This window comes from Cupriavidus sp. 291-E7, assembly GCF_057798835.1.
On record NZ_JBYOJV010000042.1, the window covers coordinates 1 to 18785 of the forward strand.

Sequence of the window (18785 nt, forward strand, 5' to 3'; positions counted from 1 at the left end):
CCGTTCTGAGCGGTTCGCTAAGCTGCTCAGTGTCTTGCAGGTGCGAGTCCTGCCGCAGTAGTTGGTTAGTTTGACTGCGTAGCGATGGCGTACATGTGGAGGGCGACCGAAAACATGGGAGCAACGCCGGACAAACGTGTCCCCAGACCCAGTCCGTGGGAGCGCGCAAGTATGCAGCCCGTAACGAAAGTGAACCTGAACAAGCCTCGTAAATGTCAGCCACACGGTTGTGCTGGGAGAGTGTGGTGTAGGGTGGTTCCGCCGAGCCTCTAGAACGGGGGCGAAGGCCAGCGCGTCATGGTGGATCAACTAACCACTTGAAGCCATGACAGGAACTCGGGGTATTGAGGATGGGATGCATACATAGCACTGAGCGGAACGAACGAGACCTCTACCCGTCGCGGTCTAACCCGCCGCGTAATTGACGATATAAGGTAACCGCCGAAATTCGAAGAAATGCGGGATAGAGGAGTCGGAGGAGGCCATAGTACTGCTGATGGCGAGGACAACATAACCTCGTCGGAGGGAAGGGCCTCTGCTTCTGTCACGTTCTCTTTTGTAGGATGCACTGCGTGATTGCGAAAGCTAGAAACACGCCGCTAGAAAGTGTGCGAGTACTGCAACGGAAGCTATACCTGGCAGCCAAGACGAATCCGATGCGGAAATTTGGAGTGCTGTACGACAAGGTGTGTCAAAGCGACGTGCTATGGTCGGCCTACGAACAAGTGAAAGCCAATAAGGGTGCCCCCGGCATCGATCGGCAAACCTTCGAAGTGATTGAAGGCGAAATCGGTCTTGGCTCGTTCTTGGAAGAGATCCGATCTCGGCTCATAGCTAGGCGGTACAAGCCTCTGCCGGTCCGACGGGTGTATATCCCGAAGTCCGATGGAACGCAAAGGCCGCTCGGCATTCCTGTCATTGCTGATCGTGTAGTGCAGGCAGCGGTGAAACTCGTTATCGAGCCAGTTTTCGAGGCGGGCTTCAAGGACTTCTCGTATGGCTTCCGGCCACGTAAGAGCGCTCAACAGGCGCTGCGGGAGGTCTATAAGTGGCTGAACTTCAAATGCCACTGGGTTGTTGACGCGGATCTGAAGGCGTATTTCGACACGATTCCGCACGACAAGCTACTGCTGTCGGTGCGATCCAAGGTCATAGATCGGTCAGTTGTAAAGCTGATTGAGCTGTGGCTTAAAGCCGGGGTAATGGAGGATATGCGCGTCTGGACGGAAACGACTGGCACGCCGCAGGGAGGGGTGATCTCTCCTCTCCTTGCGAATCTTTATCTACATTGGCTGGATCACACCTGGGAGAGGAAGGCATTCGGCAAACGGCCGCACGATGCTCACATCGTGCGATACGCGGATGACTTCGTAATTCTGTGCAACGAGCGCCCGGGGTTCTATCTGGAACAGGCCAAGAAGGTGTTGGATCGTCTCGGTCTGACGCTTAATGCACAGAAAACGCGGATAGTGAATGCCAAGGAAGAGCCGTTTGACTTCCTCGGTCATCGGTTTGCGGCCCAACCGTCGAAGCGGACGGGCGAGCCGAAAACCTACTACTACCCGTCGCCCAAGGCGATGAAGTCGGTCAAGAAGAAGATTCGGGAGGTTGTCCGCTCAGGGCAGCACTGGCATCTGCCGCAGCTCATTAAGGAAAAGGTCAATCCGATTCTGCGAGGTTGGGGCAACTACTTCAAGACGGGCAACTCAAGGAAGCACTTCTTGAGCATCGCAAATTACACGACTTGGACGCTCTGCATCATGCTGAGGAAGAAGCATAAGAAGCGTGCTAAGGGGTGGAGGGACCACCCGCCGTCATGGTTCTACGATTACCACGGGCTATTCAAGCTGTACGCCCTCTCGGTAACCGGAGATGAATCAAGCCGGTACGCCCGCCCTATGCCGTTGTAACGCTGCAGGAAGAAGGCAGTCGGAAAGCCGTGTGCGGGAAAACTGCACGCACGGTTTGACGAGAGGCCGCTGGGGAGATGACTTCAAACCAGAGGCCTACTCTACGAGACCTCGTAACGGAAAACTCTAAAGAAGAACCCCGCCAAGTGCGGGGTTTTTCTTTTTGGTCGGCACCTTATGGGCAGTGGTGCGTTGGAGCGATCCGAGGAAGTACGAGAGACGAAGGACGAAACGATCGCCGCTCAAACATGCCGTTCGACGAACGGCATGTCCCGGGCAGTTTGTTCGAATATCGCGATCAACGCTTGCGCATCGTCCGACAGATGACGATCACGCCGTGTCAGCAGGAACGCGGACATGATGCTGCCTTCTTTTTCCATCGGAATCACTTCAAGACCGTGCTTCTCCATCTCCATCTTGAAGGTCGGGTACAAAACCGGCGAAATCAGGTCTGCTGCCTTTAGCAACAGAATCGTCGCCGAGAGAGATTGGCAGCGGGACGTTCTGGCTGGCGCCGGTAATCCAATCGACTCAAAGTATTGCGTGAAGGCCCGGTCGACATCGTCACCCACTTCACAGGGCAGCAACCATTCCTCGTCGATCACCGCCTTAACGCTGCTCGCTTGGATTTTCGGGTGCGATGGCCGGGCCACGGCGACCAGCGACATCGAAAACAGCGGCTTGGCCACCACGAAATCAGGGAACACCATGTTCCGCAGTCCGTTGACGACCGCGAAATCGACGCCATTCTCGAAGAGTTGGCCCAAAGCGGCGGAAAAGCTACTCTGATAAACGGAGAGCACCGCCCCGCGGCCTGCGCTGCGAAAGGCACAAAAGACCTTCGGCAGCAGTGCGCACGCAGCCAATGCGGAGAGACCCACGACGACATTCCCCGAGTGCTCACCCCGCATTTCCATTAGCTCGTCCTCGGCACGCTTCATATCCGCCGAGATAGCTCTTGCGCGCCGGTAGAACACCGACCCATAAGAGGTCAGCTTCACACCCTTTACCGATCGCAGCAGCAGTGGCACTCCCAGCGTCTTCTCCAACTCGCGCATGCTCGCGCTGATCGCTGGCTGTGTGACACCAAGGGCGCGAGCGGCACCATGAATACTGCCCTGTGCCACCACATTCAGGAAAACCTGCAGTTGTTGCAATGTCATGGGGCGCCCCCGCGAAACTAGTCGTCCTGGTTATCGTTTTCTTACCCAGCTGAGCGATAGACATCTTACAGGCCGCGGGCCGGCGATGTCGCCTGCTGGATGCCCGTGGACGGGCCCATGAACGTGAAAGGCGAGTCCTGCGCCGGCGCTCCGTCGAGGAGTTTTCACCGCGCGCTGGAATGGGCCGCCCGGTTCAATCGCCGCCGTCAATGAAGACCGTTATCAGATACCTCTCTGGGGATAGCTTGTTTTCTTTTGTTCGAATTTCATGCGAATCCAGCTGCTATCGTCATGCGTCGAAATGAGCGTGATGGACGGGCTGGCGGATTCTTGCCGCCACGCATAACCATCCATTGAATGCAGTCGTGCTGATAGTCGCTCGCGGCGAGATAGCGGCCGAACCGTCTTAGCGTCAATTTGCCCCGACGCTAACCGGGCGTATGGTGACCCCCATGTCCGGCTTTCACGCCCAGGCCGCCTCGTGGGGCAGCCTGGGCATTTTTTTACTGGATTTACCGGAGCCAGGAACAAATGAGGTGCGGCACTCAAGCAAGCAACTTCAGTTCTTCTTGGACACCTTGACCTTCGCAGCTAACCGTTGGCAGCCCAGACGACCGATTTCCGCCGATGGCACCGAGCCCCCGCGATACCAAACGAACGCTCCAAGACCTCTACCATGCAACACCATATTTCCCGCCTGCTGATTACCTCGGCGCTAGCCTTTGGCCTGCCTGCCGCCCATGCCTTGTCGGTCAATGGCGTACTCATTCCCCAGTCGGCTGTGACGGCCGCCCTGCAGCAAGCGGGCATCCCCGATGGCCCGCAGGAGCGCCAGTCCGTCACGCAGGAGCTGATCACGCGTGAACTGTTCCGCCAGGAAGCGGCGCGTGACAAGACCCTGAGCAAGCGCCGCGACGTGCAAAAAGCCGAGCGCGAGGCGCGCGACGGCGTCCGCACGCAGGCATGGCTCAAGGAACGGATCAAGCCTGCAGCGGTTACGGAAGGTGACATCAAGGCGCGATACGAAGCCATCGTGGCGGGGCTTGGCGAGAAGGAATACAGGGCGCGAGTGATTCAGGTGGACGATGAAGCGGCCGCCCGCGCCGCGCTGGCTCGCGTGAAAGGTGGGGACGATTTCGCAAAGGTCGCGCGCACCATGAGCACGGCGCTATCGAAGGGTAACGGTGGCGAAATGGGTTGGCTCAGCTTCAAGGTGCCGGTGCAGGAGGGCAAAACGCAAAACCTGCCGTTGCCGCTTGCGCAGGCAGTTGCCGCATTGCCGAGCGGCGGCGTCTCCGCAGCGCCGGTTGCCTGGAACAATCGCTTCTACTTGTTCAAGATGGACGAAGTGCGTCCTACCCAAGTGCCGGACTTCGAGACCGTCAAGCCTGGTCTCCAGCAAGCACTACAGGCGCAGGCGACGGAACGCGCCACGGCGGCGTTGGCCGCTTCGCTGACCGCCAAGGCCAAGATCAAGCCGTGACATTGCGCAGGTCGACCGCTCCGCATCTCAAACACTGACGCCAGGCGTCAGGCGTCATGCATCAGGCCATCCGCTCCGTGTCATACCCACGTGCCTTTCAGGCATTTATGCAACGGATGGACTGGCGCGACATTTCACAATGGTTTGCATTGGCGATACCGATTTTTAAGTTAAATCAGATCCTGGATTGTCCCCCTTGGAGCGTTTTATGGGTCTTCTTGATTTGATTGTCGGCGCCGCGGTAAGTAAGGCAACCAGTGGCAGTGCCAATTCATCTGCATTGCTCGGCACGGTCGTGCAGTACGTCACGAGCCAGCCCGGCGGCATCGCCGGTTTTCTTTCGCAACTGCAGCAAGGCGGACTTGGCGACGTCGTGGCGTCATGGGTAGGTACTGGCCAAAATCTGCCGGTTTCCGGTGACCAGTTGAGCCAGGCGCTCGGATCCGGCGTGATGCAGCAGCTCGCGCAGCAATCCGGGCTCAGCGCCAATGGCATTGCCGACCAGATCGCGCAATGGCTGCCACATCTGATCGACCACGCCACCCCGAATGGTGCGGTACCTGCCGGCCAGACCGGCGACCTGGCTCAGCAGTTACTGAGTGCCTTGCCGGGCCTGCTGGCCCGTCAGGCTTGAGCATTCCTTTCCATGCTGGATGGAGACTGACGCATGCATGACGGCATTGTTTTCTGGATCGTGATTGGCGGGGTGGCCGGGTGGCTCGCGGGGTTGCTCATGAAGGGCGGTGGTTTCGGCCTGGTGATCGACATCATCCTCGGCATCGTCGGCGCCTTCGTTGGCGGCACGATGGCAGCCACGCTCGGCATTCACTTGGGAACGGGCTGGGTGGGTTCGCTGCTCACGGCTACCGTTGGGGCGGTGCTGATCCTCCTGGTATCTCGGATATTCAAACGCGGGTAGTCGCCGCACCTCTCTGGGACTTGTCCCTGCGTAAGGAGAATCACATGGGAATGCTTGATTTCATCAAGAACGCCGGCGAGAAGCTGTTCGGCATCGGCGAGGCGAAGGCCGCTGAGGGCGACGCGGCGAACCGTGCAGCGGGCCAGGCGATCGAGTCATACATCCGCAAGATGGGGCTGGATGCCACCGGCCTGTCGGTCGAGGTGGACGGCGGCCAGGGCCTGGCAAAGGTATATGGTGTCGCCGCCGACCAGGCCACGCGGGAGAAGATCGTGTTGTGCTGCGGCAATGTCGAAGGTGTCGAGAAGGTCGAGGACAACCTTTCCGTCAGCGAGGCGGCTGCCGAGTCGCAGTGGTACACCGTGACAAGCGGCGACACACTATCGGCCATCGCGCTCAGGTTCTACAGCAACGCGTCGCGCTACAACGCCATCTTCGAAGCGAACCGGCCCATGCTGTCGCACCCGGACAGGATCTACCCCGGACAAAAGCTACGGATTCCTCCCCAGGCTTGATCGTCCAGCACGACATTGCGTATCCCGTCGACAGCGGGGTACGCATTGCTCATCCTCCGCTCCAACGAGAACGCACCACCGGGACCGGTGCAAAGCGTCTTCATCATCGCCGCCGCCCGACATCCCACAACATGTTTGACTTCCTGAAACGGCCGCGCCAGCTTGATATTGCTGTTGATCTCGGCACTGCAAACACGGTGGCGTGGACCCAAGAAGACGGAGTGATCGTGCTTGAGCCATCCCTCATGGCGCTACAGCGCAAGAACTTCTCGACGGCGGCTCGTGTGACCAGGGCGGTGGGTTCGGAAGCCGAGCGCTTCAATGGTCGGCCATCGCCGGATGTTGAATTGATTCGTCCCAGGCAATCTGGGACAGTCGGCAATCCGTCGCTAATGGGAACGCTTCTGGCCGGCCTTCTGGCGAAGGCTGGGCATCGAAGGGCTTCCGATTGGAGACTGCTTCTTTGCGTGCCATCCGGCTCTGGAAACAATGAGAGACGTGCCGTGCGTGACGCCGCCCGCGTCGCCGGTGCGAAGAGTATTCGATTGATTGACGATGGGCTGGCGGCAGCCATCAAGATCGTCCCGCAGCTTGAGATGAACAGGAGCTGGATGGTCGTTGATGTCGGCGCATCGGCGACCCGTGTATCGATCTATTCCGGTAGCGCCATCTGGCAAAGCGTAGTCGGCAGCACGGGGGGGAACTGTTTCGATGCGGTCATTGCGCGCTACCTGAGGGATGAGCACGCCCTGCACATCAGCACCCGCATGGCGGAGGCAATCAAGTGCGGGCTGCCGACCCAGGCCGAAGGGCTAGAAAAATCGCTTGAAGTCAGTGGACATTGCCTGAGCTCAAGACTGCCGCGCAAGGTGGTTGTGGACACGTCGGGATTGATGGCACATTTGCGGATCGTTTGTGGAGAGATTGTCCGCACCGTGCGGCAGGCCCTGGCTGGCGTATCTCCGGAAATCTCGGTTGCGATTGCCGAGCAAGGGTTGCTGCTGACGGGTGGTGGGGCATTGTTGCCGAGCCTGTCGACGTGTCTGGAGCAGGGCACGGGTCTGGTCGTGAGGTGCGCGGTCAATCCAATTACCTGTGCCATCGAAGGGGCGGGAATCGCCCTCTCGAATGTGGCCTTGGAGCGGGAGGTGATCGTACCCGCTTCGCAGCTCGATCTCCCCACGCCTGCCTATCGCTTGTTGCCGGTGAACCATCGAGCCGTTTGAACATCATCGGGCCTGGCTGCACCGCCAGCCGTACGCGTGTGTTGCGACGACGAACCTCGCCAACAGGGCTGCGAAGCTGGTCGGCGCACTCGCGTGACATTGTCCAAATTCAGTTGAAGTTATTCATGCAATCGACGCTATTCATCCACGGACACTCGATGCTGTGGCAGTTGCACGCACAGGGATGGGGAGGCTGTGGTCTCGGGGCCTGGGCGACCGATGGTCTGTCTCAAAACCTGCATGGCTTGAAGTCCGCGTTACCGTTGCGCGATCGGTATTCACCGTTTCGCGGATCGCTCGTGCTGTACAAGCTGATGTGTATTCGGGGGCAGCATCCTGTCTGGGCGAGCAACCCGACGGCAGATGTCGCGTTTTGCTATCAGGCTTGGTCGGCATTTCGGGAGGGTCATACCAACATGCCGCGGCCAGTGTCGCAGCGTGGACGGACTTCCATCGGCTTACGCCGACAAATGCCATGCTGAGGCCGCCTCCTGTCGCACTTCGGCAATATTGGATTGGAACGGGTGCGCTGCTGGTCAGCCTGGCGCTTACTGGTTGCAGCTCCCTGTTGAGTGAAGGGACAACGGCCGTGGCCGGCATGGGTGGGGCCGCCATCGCCGGTGCGGTGACGGACAACGCCGCCATCGCAAGCGGCATCGGCTTGGGTGTGCAGGCGGGCGCGAAGGCAGCGCTACAGGCCAGCCAACGCAAGGTACGCGGTGCGGCACAAGATCAGATCGCGCAAGCCGCCGGCAAACTGAAAGCGGGCGGCGTCGCCAGTTGGCAGACCGCGCATGCCTTGCCCCTGGAGCCTGACGAACGGGGACGCGTCACGGTGACCCGCATGCTTGGCGATAAAAAGCTGGTTTGCAAAGAGATCATCTTCTCGGTCGACGATGCGGACAAAGGCAGCGCTTTCTATATCGCCGCGATTTGCCAGGATGCCCAGGGCTGGAAATGGGCATCGGCCGAGCCCGCCACCGAGCGTTGGGGTGCGCTCCAATGAGGGTGCTGGTGATGACGCTCGCCACGGCCAGCTTGACCGCCTGCGGCTCGATCGGCGACCTGTCGGGCGCGGTGGCGGGGATCGCCACTGGTGCCGCAACCGCCAATCCCGTCATTGGCTATGGCGTGGCGGTTGGCGTGAGCGCTGCGGCCGACGCCACCAGCAAGTATGTCCTCCGCAATTGGCAACGCGCGGAGCAGGACCAGGTAGCAGCCGTCATTGGTCAGTCGGCGGTTGGTACGGAACAGCCTTGGAAGATCGAGCACGCGATCCCGTACGGCAACCAGCAAGGCACGGTGCGGGTCCTGCGTGTCATCGACTCGCCGCTGACACAGTGCAAGGAAGCGCTGTTCTCGGTCCAGGAATCCGAGTCGGACGGCAAGGCCGCCACCGCGAGTTGGTTTGTCACGACGGCATGCCTGCGGCAAGGGCAATGGAAGTGGGCGGGCGCGGAGCCCGCCGTAGCGCGTTGGGGCAACCTGCAATAGCGCGACGTTTCGCGGACGCTGGAAGTCACGCATCCGGATGCCGCGCGCCTGGCATCAGTCCTGGCCTTCGAGCAGGTGCCGGTAGATCAGTCCTCCGATCGCGCCGCCAATCAGCGGAACCACCCAGAACAGCCACAGTTGCTCGATCGCCCAGCCACCTTGGAACAGGGCCACACCAGTGCTGCGTGCCGGGTTCACCGAAGTGTTCGTGACCGGAATGCTGATCAGGTGAATGAGCGTCAATGCAAGCCCGATGGCCAGCGGCGCAAAGCCGGCGGGCGCGCGCTTGTCGGTGGCGCCGTGAATCACGATCAGGAAGATGGCGGTGAGCACCAGTTCGGCAACGATTGCGGCTTGCATGCCGTAGCCGCCGGGCGAGTGATCGCCATAGCCGTTCGAAGCAAAGCCGGCGGCCGCGTCGAATCCGGCTTGCCCGCTGGCAATCAGGTACAGCGCACCCCCTGCCGCAACGGCGCCAACTAACTGCGCGCCAACGTACGGCACCACGTCCTTCGCGGGGAACCGTCCACCGGCGAACAGCCCCACGGTAACAGCCGGATTGAAGTGCCCACCGGAGATGTGGCCCACCGTGTAGGCGAAGGTCAGCACCGTGAGACCAAATGCCAGAGAGACACCGGCAAAGCCAATACCCAGATCGGGGAACGCGGCGGCCAGCACCGCGCTGCCACAGCCGCCAAACACCAGCCAGAAGGTGCCGAGGAATTCGGCGGTCAGACGCTTGCTCATGTTCATGGAGAACTCCTTTTGAACAGGTAGAAAGAAAGGTGAGAAAAACGGAGAGTGCGGACGCCATCCGCATTGCCGTGAAGGAGATCGTTCGACCAGGGCCATGACGAAAAGCGTGCGTCGCTACCACGCCGTCGTTGTCACCGCGAACGCGGATTGGAGGGGCAAAAGAAAACGGTCAGCCCCTCATCGAAGCTGACCGTTCCCCAACCTCGCCACAGCGGCTCTGTGACGAGATTCCCAGCGCGGCCGGGACACCCTTTTTACCCCGGCTTAGCGCACCACACGCATGTTGCCTGGAGACTTCGTGGCAACGTTTCAAAGGTACCCGAGGCGTAGCGGCCAAATGCAAACGACTGTGAAGCGCCGTGGATCTTGCGGACTCATCGACGTCGGCATCGACAAAAAAAAAGACGGCCGCTTACGCAGCCGTCCAGTCACTCCCATGTTCGTCGCCACGATGATGCAGCGACACGGCGGATGCTAGCAAGACCATCCGGCCGCATTGCAACCAAATGAAAACGGTATGCGATTGTGGCGATGAACTAACAGACGAATCCGGACGGATGTTTTGTCAACCGGGGTGCAATGGATAAAACAATATAGTACATTTACATAAACCATTTACCGGTTTAAGTCATCGATAACATTGGTTTATTTAGATAAAAACATCTTATCTTGTGGCCCCCAGGCCGTCTTGGTAAATTTGGCTCGCCTGTACGCGACGCTGAAAATCGACGTCGCTCCGGGTGTCCGCCACAAAATTATCTCCGCGCAGCGGGGGAGCTCCAAGTGAACAAGTGGCCGACTGTTCTTGGTTGTGTGGTGACTGCCAGAGCTTCGTAGAAGGCTCGCCAGCATCAGGATTACCACCAGGTTATGAGAAGGCGGGAGCCACGAACTCCCGCCGTCATGCCTGACGCAGAGACAGGGGTGAGCCATGAGAATTGCATGTGTCGAGGACAACGAAGCACAATCGCAGCTTGTTCGCAGCATTATCGAAGACGTGGGTTATGAATGCGTCTGTTTTGACAGCGGAGAAAGTCTTCTCCGTGCGCTGCGTAATGATGTGTTCGATTTATACGTTCTGGACTGGAGACTTCCGGGAATAAACGGCGACCAATTGCTGGCTTGGATTCGGAATAAGGTGGGTCCCCGCGTACCCATCCTGTTTCTGACCAGTAATTCATCGGAAACCAGCATCGTTTCCGCGCTTTCCGCCGGCGCGGACGACTACATGATCAAGCCGGTACGACGTGCCGAGCTGATCGCTCGGCTCAAGGCCATTCTGCGGCGAGTGTCCCCTGCGGCGGACCGCCGCATGTGCCTGGGTCCATACGTTCTGGACGAACTGGGCCGCAGCATTTCCCTGCACGGAATTCTGATCGAGTTGACGCCACGGGAATTCGACCTGGCCGCTCTATTTTTCAGAAACATCGGCCGCCTGGTACCGCGCGATGCGATTGAGATGGCCATCTGGGGCCGCTCACTGAAATCCGATTCGCGCACGCTTGACACCCATATTGCGCGGCTGCGCATCAAGCTCATGCTGAGGCATGAAAACGGCGTCCGTCTGGTGTCCGTATATTCGCGCGGCTTCAGACTCATGCCCGCGCCGGAAATCCACCAGACAGATGCGGGAGGCTTGCCCAATGAACGTCGGGCAGATCCGGTTGGCACAGGAGGCGAGGCCATCGGATCGGGAAGAGCGGGTATCACGCCTCTCAAGGCTCAGGCGGCGTTCTAAGCAGGCAAGACATGAATCAAGTGCGAGTTGGAATATCCGTTCTCAGCCATGCCAATCAGAACATCTGGGAGAACGGCATTGGCCAGAACGTCGTGTTTCTGGCGGAATGCCTCCGCGGCAGTGAGTGGGTCAGTTCAGTCATTCTGATCGATGTGGGCGACCAGGGAAAAATGGCGCCCCAGGTGGATCTGGCATCCATTCAGTTGCGGATGGTCAGCCAGCGTGAGGCCAGCGACGAGGTCGACCTGATTATCGAAATGAGCGGGGCGTTGAACTCGGAATGGTTGAACCTGATGAGAGCGCGCGGCAAGAAAGTGGTGTTTCATTGCTGCGGCCAACCCTATGTTGCGCTTGCGGAGCCGACGGTATTCCGGAAGCAGGCAGTGGCATTACCCGCACAGCGGTGTGATGAAGTCTGGCTGCTGCACAAGGACGCCGAACTTGCCCCAATGATGCGGACGCTGCATCGATGCCCGGTCGTGGAGGTGCCTTATCTGTGGAGCGATCAGTTCATCCGGCAGCGGGTCAAGGATGTGGCAACGCATGGGCTCCGTTTTGGCTTCGATGCCGATTCCGCCGCTTCGCAAGGGCTTCGCACCGCCATTTTCGAGCCGAACATTTCGGTTGTGAAGACTTCGAGCATTCCGATGCTGGTCTGCGATGAGGCGTATCGGGCGGATCGGAATTCGGTCAGCGCCATGCATGTGCTCAACACCTTGCACATGCGGGACCATCCCACCCTGCTGCACCTTGCGAACTCGCTGGACCTGGTTCGCCAGCACAAGGCGACGTTTCACGGCAGGCACGATGTGGCCGGCTTCATGTCGCAACACGCGAACGCAGTGGTCTCGCATCAATGGATGAATCACCAGAACTACAACTACTTCGATGTCCTGTTTGGTGACTATCCGCTGATTCACAACTCTCCTTGGCTGAGCGAATTCGGTGCGGGTTACTACTACCCAGGTTTCGATGCCGTTGCCGGCGCGCGGCAATTGCTGCGTGCCGCGCGCGCGCACGCGGACAACCTGGAAGGGTATCGCCAGAGGTCGAAGCTGGTCTTCGATGCCGTCGACCCCGCCAACCCCGCCAATCTCGCGGCATATGAGCACCGAATCCGCGCGCTCATGCAGATCTGACGATCAAGACTTCATTCCGGATACAGCTATGAGTCATTCACATCCGTCGATGCCGGAGCGGCTACGCGTCGGCGTTTCCATTTACGTACGCAAGGACCGCCAGTCCATCTGGGAGAACGGGATATTCCAGAACTGCATTTTCCTGGTGATGCTCCTGATGCGGTCTCCCCGGATCTCCCAAACCTATCTGGTCGCGGGCGGCGGCGACGGGACGCCCGATGACGCCCGGGTGTTTCTCGCGGACGCACCGGTGCCGATTATCGACATGGCCGCCGCATCGACCATGCTCGACGTCATGATCGAGATGAGCGCGCAACTGGATAGCGCCTGGGTGGTGAACTTCCGGCAGCGCGGCGGCAAGGTCGTCAGCATGCGCGTAGGCAACGACTACGTCATCGACATCGAGCGCATGATTTTCGAGTTGCCGCCGGGGATGCTTGTCTCCGGGGCACCCTACGATGAAGTCTGGACGCTTCCGCAGTACGAGACGACCTGCGCTCCATATTATCGAAGCGTCATGCGGGCGCCGGTACGTACCATGCCGCATCTGTGGAGCCCGATGCTGCTGCAGCGCGAAGCCGCCAGGCTGCCACCAGGGCGAACGTTCGGCTATCAGCCCGGCCGGCGCCGCTGGCGCCTTGGGATTTTCGAGCCAAACATCTGCATGGTGAAGACCAGCCATATTCCCTTGCTGAGTTGCGAATCCGCGCATCGATCCCACCCAGATCTGACGGAACGTGTGTGGGCCTATAACACGCGGCAGATGGTGGAACACCCCACGTTCCAGCAGTTTGCCAAGGACCTGGATATCGTCAGGCACGGCCTTGTGTCATTCGAGGTGCGCTATCCGTTCTGTCAGGTCGTCGCCGCCGATGTGGATGCCATCGTCGCCCATCATTGGGAGAACGCGCAGAACTACCTGTACTACGAGGCGTTGTTCGGTGGCTATCCACTGATCCATAACTCCGGCCTGATCGGTGACTGTGGGTATCGCTACAGGGATTTTGATTGTGAGGACGGCGGCGCTGCTATCAGCCGGGCCTACACCCACCACGACGAGAACCTGGCGAGCTATCGGCACGACGCGGCGCGCTTCCTTGCGGAGCTGGACCCCGAATCGGAAACCAATGTGCACGTCTATACGGAAGCCCTGTGCGCCTTGTACGCGCGCGCATGACACTACCCGCCACGCCCCAAGAGAACATGAACGGTCTACGCATCGGCATTACCATCGGTCTTCATCAGGAAGGCGAATCCGTCTGGAACAACGGCATCAAGCAGAACGCTCTGTTTCTGGCGGAAACACTTCGCCATTGTCATGGCGTGGCGGACGTGCTGTTGGTCAACACTACGTCTGTTCCCATCACCCGTGAGCTGCCGTGGAACCTGGACAGGTGGCCAACCATCAGTTTTGAGCAGGCCAAGGATGCCGTCGACATCCTCGTCGAACTGGGAGGGCAGATCGATGCGGAGCAAACCAGCTACCTGAAGCAGCGTGGTGTCAGGCTGGTGTCGTATTGCTGTGGATTCGAATACGTTCACGCGATGGAATCGATCCTCTTCGGCAAGACGCTGTGGGGCGATCGACTGTTCGTCAACCAGCGCTACGACGATATCTGGATCATTCCGCAGGTATCCGCCATTAGCAAACCGTACTTCGAAGTGCTGCGGCGCAAGCCAGCCACCATCGTGCCATTCGTATGGAGTCCGGAGTTTCTGGAGGCGCGCACCCGCGATCTCCCCGGACATGGGGTCTACAGAGTAAGAGGCCGGAAGGCCAAGCGGCTCAGTGTCATGGAGCCGAACATCAACGTGTCGAAGTTCTGCCTCTATCCGGTGATGATTGCCGAGCTTGTGTTCCGGCAGCGCCCGCAAGACATCGAGATCCTGCAGGTCACGAACGCCGAGCGCATTGCGAGAGAAAGCACTGAGTTCATTAGCCTGATGAACCATCTGGACATCGTGCGGCAGCATAAGGCTGTGTTCCTTGGCCGCCATGACACGCCCACCTTTCTGGCCACGCATACCGATATCGTGCTCTCACACCAGTGGGAGAACCCGCTGAACTACTTCTATCTGGAAGCGTGCTGGCAAGGCTACCCGCTCGTGCACAACGCCAGCCTTTGCCAGGACCTTGGGTACTACTACAAGGGCAACGACCTGGCAGCAGGCGTTGACTGCGTACTGCACGCCGTGGACGCACACGATCTGGACTTCGAGCCATATCTGGCAAGACAACGACGGCAAATCGACCGGTACCTGTGCACGAACAGGGCAGTGCTGGACCGGTACTCCGGGTTGATTGCGGATCTGATGCGGAAGCCAATCTGTTAAAGAAAGTTCAAGTTCGTTTTTGGCGGTTTAAGCAGTTCTCCGGTTTGCAATTGTTGGATTTCCGTTCTCACCCTGAACCTACTATCCGCTCCAGTGGGCCCGATCAACGTGCGCGTTCGTGTGGGCAAAGTGCGAATCATTCGGAGGGGTGGGGTTCAAGATGAATAAGGTATTCAAGAGCGTATGGAGTGAGACGTCCGGCACGTGGGTCGCTGTTTCTGAAATTGCGCATGCACGTGGCAAGCCATCGCGTGGCACATCGGGAGCGCCGGGGGTAGCTGTCGCGAGCCCGAGCCTGAAGGCAATCTGCCTGGCCGCGGCGGCGGTTACCGGATTCGGGATGACTGCCGATATGGCCTGGGCCGGCGGTATCGCCAACTGTAATGGCTCAACAACCAACGCGGTTAACAACCAAGGCGGTTCAGCTACCTGGAACCTGAGCACTTACAGCGGCTCTGAAGGCAACTGCGGCACTGGATTCGGCGTCATCCTCTCTGAGTCGCCCAACGCAACTGGCGGTCTTGCTGGCACCAAGGCCTATCTGTGGGTCGGCCAAACGGGTAATAGCGCAACGGGTTCGATTACGCTTTACGGGCCTGGTGGGATCTCCCTGAACGGCACGACTTCGCTCAATAACAAAAACATCACCAACCTGGCGGCCGGGTCGCTCGCCGCCGGCTCGACCGACGCGGTCAATGGTTCGCAGTTAAGCACCACCAACAGCAGCGTGTCATCGCTGTCGACGTCTGCTTCGACGGGGATCAGCACCGCGCAGAGCGGTGTGGCGTCGTTGAGCACCGGCCTGAGCACGACCAACAGCAGCTTGACGTCGCTGTCGACATCCACCTCGACGGCGGTGAGCACGGCGCAGAGCGGCGTGAACTCGTTGTCCACTGGACTGAGCACGACCAACAGCAATGTGACTTCGCTGTCGACGTCCACTTCGACGGCGGTGAGCACGGCGCAGAGTGGCGTGAACTCGTTGTCCACTGGGCTGAGTACGACCAACAGCAATGTGACCTCGCTGTCCACGTCTGCGTCGACCGGGATCAGCACCGCGCAGAGCGGTGTGACGTCGTTGAGCACCGGCCTGAGCACGACCAACAGCAGTGTGGCCTCTCTGTCTACGTCGACCTCGACGGCGGTGAGCACGCTGTCCACGGGCCTGAGTACGACCAACAGCAATGTGGCCTCTCTGTCCACGTCTGCGTCGACCGGGATCAGCACGGCGCAGAGTGGTGTGAACTCGCTGTCCACGGGCCTGAGCACGACCAACAGCAATGTGACTTCGCTGTCCACGTCTGCGTCGACCGGGATCAGCACCGCGCAGAGCGGTGTGAACTCGCTGTCCACCGGGCTGAGTACGACCAACAGCAATGTGACCTCGCTGTCCACGTCTGCGTCGACCGGGATCAGCACCGCGCAGAGCGGTGTGAACTCGCTGTCGACCGGCCTGAGCACGACCAACAGCAACGTGACCTCTCTGTCTACGTCGACCTCGACGGCAGTGAGCACGGCACAGAGCGGCGTGAACTCGCTGTCCACCGGGCTGAGTACGACCAACAGCAATGTGACCTCGCTGTCCACGTCTGCGTCGACCGGGATCAGCACCGCACAGAGCGGTGTGAACTCGCTGTCCACGGGCTTGAGCACCACCAACAGCAATGTGACTTCGCTGTCGACCTCGGCGTCGACTGCAATCGGCTCGCTATCGACCGGTCTGGCGAACGCGGTCCAGTATGACGACGCAAGTCATGGAACGGTGACCCTGGGTGGCGTGGGGGCCACAACACCGGTCGCGTTGAAGAACGTCGCCAATGGCGTGAGCGCCACCGATGCGGTGAACTTCGGCCAACTGACCTCGCTGTCCACGTCTGCCTCGACGGCGGTGAGCACAGTGCAAAGCGGCGTGACCTCGCTGTCCACGGGGCTGAGCACCACCAACAGCAACGTGAACTCGCTGTCCACGGGCTTGAGCACCACCAACAGCAATGTGACGTCGCTGTCGACGTCTGCGTCGACAGCAGTTGGATCGTTGTCGACGGGCTTGAGCACGACCAACAGCAACGTGACTTCGCTGTCGACGTCTGCGTCGACCGCAGTGGGCTCGTTGTCGACGGGCCTGAGCACCACCAACAGCAATGTCTCTTCGTTGTCGACATCCGCTTCGACGGCGGTGAGCACGGTGCAGAGCGGTGTGAATTCGCTGTCCACGGGCTTGAGCACCACAAACAGCAATGTGACTTCGCTGTCGACGTCGGCCTCCACGGCGATTGGCTCGATGTCGACGGGCCTGAGCACGACCAACAGCAACGTGACGTCGTTGTCCACGTCCGCATCGACCGCAGTCGGCTCGCTGTCGACTGGCCTGAGCACGACCAACAGCAACGTGGCCTCGCTCTCGACGTCGACGTCGACGGCAGTGGGTTCGCTGTCGACCGGCGTTAGCACGGCACAGAGCGGCGTGGACTCGCTGTCCACGGGCCTGAGCACCACTAACAGCAATGTGACTTCGCTGTCGACATCCGCTTCGACGGCGGTGAGCACGGCACAGAGCGGTGTGAATTCGCTGTCCACGGGCTTGAGCACCACCAACAGCAATGTGACGTCGTTGTCGACGTCTGCGTCAACCGCAGTCGGCTCGTTGTCGACGGGCTTGAGCACGACCAATAGCAATGTGACATCGTTGTCGACGTCTGCGTCGACCGCAGTCGGGTCGTTGTCGACTGGCCTTAGCACCACCAACAGCAACGTGACCTCGCTGTCGACATCCGCCTCGACGGCGGTGAGCACGGCACAGAGCGGTGTGAACTCGCTGTCCACGGGCCTGAGCACCACCAACAGCAACGTGACGTCGCTGTCCACGTCTGCGTCGACCGCAGTCGGGTCGTTGTCGACGGGCCTGAGCACGACAAACAGCAATGTGACGTCGCTGTCCACGTCTGCGTCGACCGCAGTCGGCTCGCTGTCGACTGGCCTGAGCACGACCAACAGCAACGTGGCCTCGCTCTCGACGTCGACGTCGACGGCAGTGGGCTCGCTGTCGACCGGCTTGAGCACGGCACAGAGTGGCGTCGACTCGCTGTCCACCGGTCTGAGCACCACCAACAGCAATGTGACATCGTTGTCCACGTCTGCGTCGACCGCGGTCGGCTCGTTGTCGACGGGCCTGAGCACGACCAACAGCAACGTGACGTCGCTGTCCACGTCTGCGTCGACCGCAGTCGGCTCGCTGTCGACCGGCCTGAGCACGACGAATAGCAACGTGGCGTCGCTGTCCACGTCGACGTCGACCGCTATCGGTTCGATGTCGACCGGCTTGAGCACGGCACAGAGCGGTGTGAATTCGCTGTCTACCGGCTTGAGCACCACCAACAGCAACGTGACATCGTTGTCCACGTCTGCTTCCACGGCCATCGGTTCGATGTCGACGGGGCTGAGCACCACCAATAGCAATGTGACGTCGCTGTCCACGTCTGCATCGACCGCAGTCGGCTCGTTGTCGACCGGCCTGAGCACGACGAATAGCAACGTGGCGTCGCTCTCGACATCGACGTCGACGGCGGTGGGCTCGCTGTCCACCGGTGTGAGCACGGCACAGAGCGGCGTGGACTCGCTGTCGACCGGTCTGAGTACGACTAACAGCAATGTGACGTCGCTGTCCACGTCTGCATCGACTGCCGTCGGCTCGCTGTCGACGGGCTTGAGCACGACTAACAGCAATGTGGCGTCGCTCTCGACGTCGGCTTCCACCGCAGTGGGGTCGCTGTCCACCGGGCTGAGCACGACCAACAGCAACGTGACGTCGCTGTCCACGTCTGCGTCGACTGCCGTTGGCTCGTTGTCGACGGGTGTGAGCACGGCACAGAGCGGTGTGGATTCGTTGTCGACCGGTCTGAGCACCACCAATAGCAATGTGACGTCGCTGTCCACGTCGACCTCGACGGCCGTTGGCTCGCTGTCGACTGGCCTGAGCACGACCAATAGCAACGTGACGTCGCTGTCCACGTCTGCGTCGACCGCAGTGGGTTCGCTGTCGACGGGTGTGAGCACGGCACAGAGCGGTGTGGATTCGTTGTCGACCGGTCTGAGCACCACCAATAGCAAT

15 protein-coding genes are annotated in these 18785 nt (G+C 60.0%); 13 read left to right on the top strand and 2 right to left on the bottom strand.

The genetic code is table 11. From position 1 onward, the window contains the following. The first annotated feature begins 671 nt into the window (after positions 1-671). Positions 672-1910, top strand: coding sequence for a group II intron reverse transcriptase/maturase (gene ltrA, locus AC3FLX_RS33005; RefSeq protein WP_488696759.1), 1239 nt, complete (start codon positions 672-674; stop codon positions 1908-1910). Between the two features lie 242 nt (positions 1911-2152). Here the strand turns inward: ltrA and AC3FLX_RS33010 are convergent, their stop codons facing one another. Then, the gene (locus AC3FLX_RS33010) at positions 2153-3073 is read right to left on the bottom strand and encodes a LysR family transcriptional regulator (protein ID WP_488701502.1); all 921 of its coding nucleotides are present in this window, start codon (positions 3071-3073) and stop codon (positions 2153-2155) included. Positions 3074-3749: 676 nt separating this feature from the next. Between AC3FLX_RS33010 and AC3FLX_RS33015 the strand changes: the two genes are divergently transcribed. The 7 genes from AC3FLX_RS33015 (at position 3750) to AC3FLX_RS33045 (ending at position 8710) form a co-directional block, all read left to right on the top strand. Continuing rightward, positions 3750-4556 (top strand): peptidylprolyl isomerase, encoded by an 807-nt coding sequence (locus tag AC3FLX_RS33015; protein WP_488701504.1) that lies wholly within the window; start codon positions 3750-3752, stop codon positions 4554-4556. 196 nt (positions 4557-4752) lie between these two features. After that, a complete protein-coding gene (locus AC3FLX_RS33020) occupies positions 4753-5190 on the top strand; it encodes a YidB family protein (protein WP_488701505.1) in 438 nt (145 codons plus the stop codon). Between the two features lie 33 nt (positions 5191-5223). Then, positions 5224-5475 (top strand): GlsB/YeaQ/YmgE family stress response membrane protein, encoded by a 252-nt coding sequence (locus AC3FLX_RS33025; protein ID WP_488701506.1) that lies wholly within the window; start codon positions 5224-5226, stop codon positions 5473-5475. A 44-nt stretch (positions 5476-5519) separates the two neighbouring features. Further along, positions 5520-5990, top strand: a complete 471-nt coding sequence (lysM, locus tag AC3FLX_RS33030; protein WP_488701507.1) for a peptidoglycan-binding protein LysM — start codon at positions 5520-5522, stop codon at positions 5988-5990. Between the two features lie 131 nt (positions 5991-6121). Continuing rightward, a complete protein-coding gene (locus AC3FLX_RS33035; protein ID WP_488701508.1) occupies positions 6122-7216 on the top strand; it encodes a rod shape-determining protein in 1095 nt (364 codons plus the stop codon). Positions 7217-7691: 475 nt separating this feature from the next. Beyond that, complete coding sequence (locus tag AC3FLX_RS33040; RefSeq protein WP_488701509.1) at positions 7692-8222, top strand: hypothetical protein; 531 nt, start codon at positions 7692-7694, stop codon at positions 8220-8222. Between the two features lie 11 nt (positions 8223-8233). Continuing rightward, complete coding sequence (locus AC3FLX_RS33045) at positions 8234-8710, top strand: hypothetical protein (protein ID WP_488701510.1); 477 nt, start codon at positions 8234-8236, stop codon at positions 8708-8710. 54 nt (positions 8711-8764) lie between these two features. Here AC3FLX_RS33045 and aqpZ read toward each other — a convergent pair whose 3' ends face one another. Then, positions 8765-9463, bottom strand: a complete 699-nt coding sequence (aqpZ, locus tag AC3FLX_RS33050; protein WP_488701511.1) for an aquaporin Z — start codon at positions 9461-9463, stop codon at positions 8765-8767. 934 nt (positions 9464-10397) lie between these two features. Here aqpZ and AC3FLX_RS33055 point away from each other — a divergent pair. From AC3FLX_RS33055 to AC3FLX_RS33075, 5 genes are all read left to right on the top strand, one after another. Beyond that, the gene (locus tag AC3FLX_RS33055; RefSeq protein WP_488701512.1) at positions 10398-11204 is read left to right on the top strand and encodes a response regulator transcription factor; all 807 of its coding nucleotides are present in this window, start codon (positions 10398-10400) and stop codon (positions 11202-11204) included. Positions 11205-11215: 11 nt separating this feature from the next. Next, positions 11216-12343 (top strand): DUF2827 domain-containing protein, encoded by a 1128-nt coding sequence (locus tag AC3FLX_RS33060; RefSeq protein WP_488701513.1) that lies wholly within the window; start codon positions 11216-11218, stop codon positions 12341-12343. A 28-nt stretch (positions 12344-12371) separates the two neighbouring features. Beyond that, positions 12372-13520 (top strand): DUF2827 domain-containing protein, encoded by a 1149-nt coding sequence (locus tag AC3FLX_RS33065; protein WP_488701515.1) that lies wholly within the window; start codon positions 12372-12374, stop codon positions 13518-13520. Next, positions 13517-14677: a DUF2827 domain-containing protein gene (locus tag AC3FLX_RS33070; RefSeq protein WP_488701514.1), complete on the top strand. Its 1161-nt coding sequence runs from the start codon at positions 13517-13519 to the stop codon at positions 14675-14677. Before AC3FLX_RS33065 ends, AC3FLX_RS33070 begins: the two co-directional genes overlap by 4 nt. Before the next feature lie 160 nt (positions 14678-14837). Further along, positions 14838-18785, top strand: a 3948-nt coding sequence (locus AC3FLX_RS33075) for a beta strand repeat-containing protein (protein ID WP_488701516.1), incomplete at its 3' end; no start/stop codon positions are given.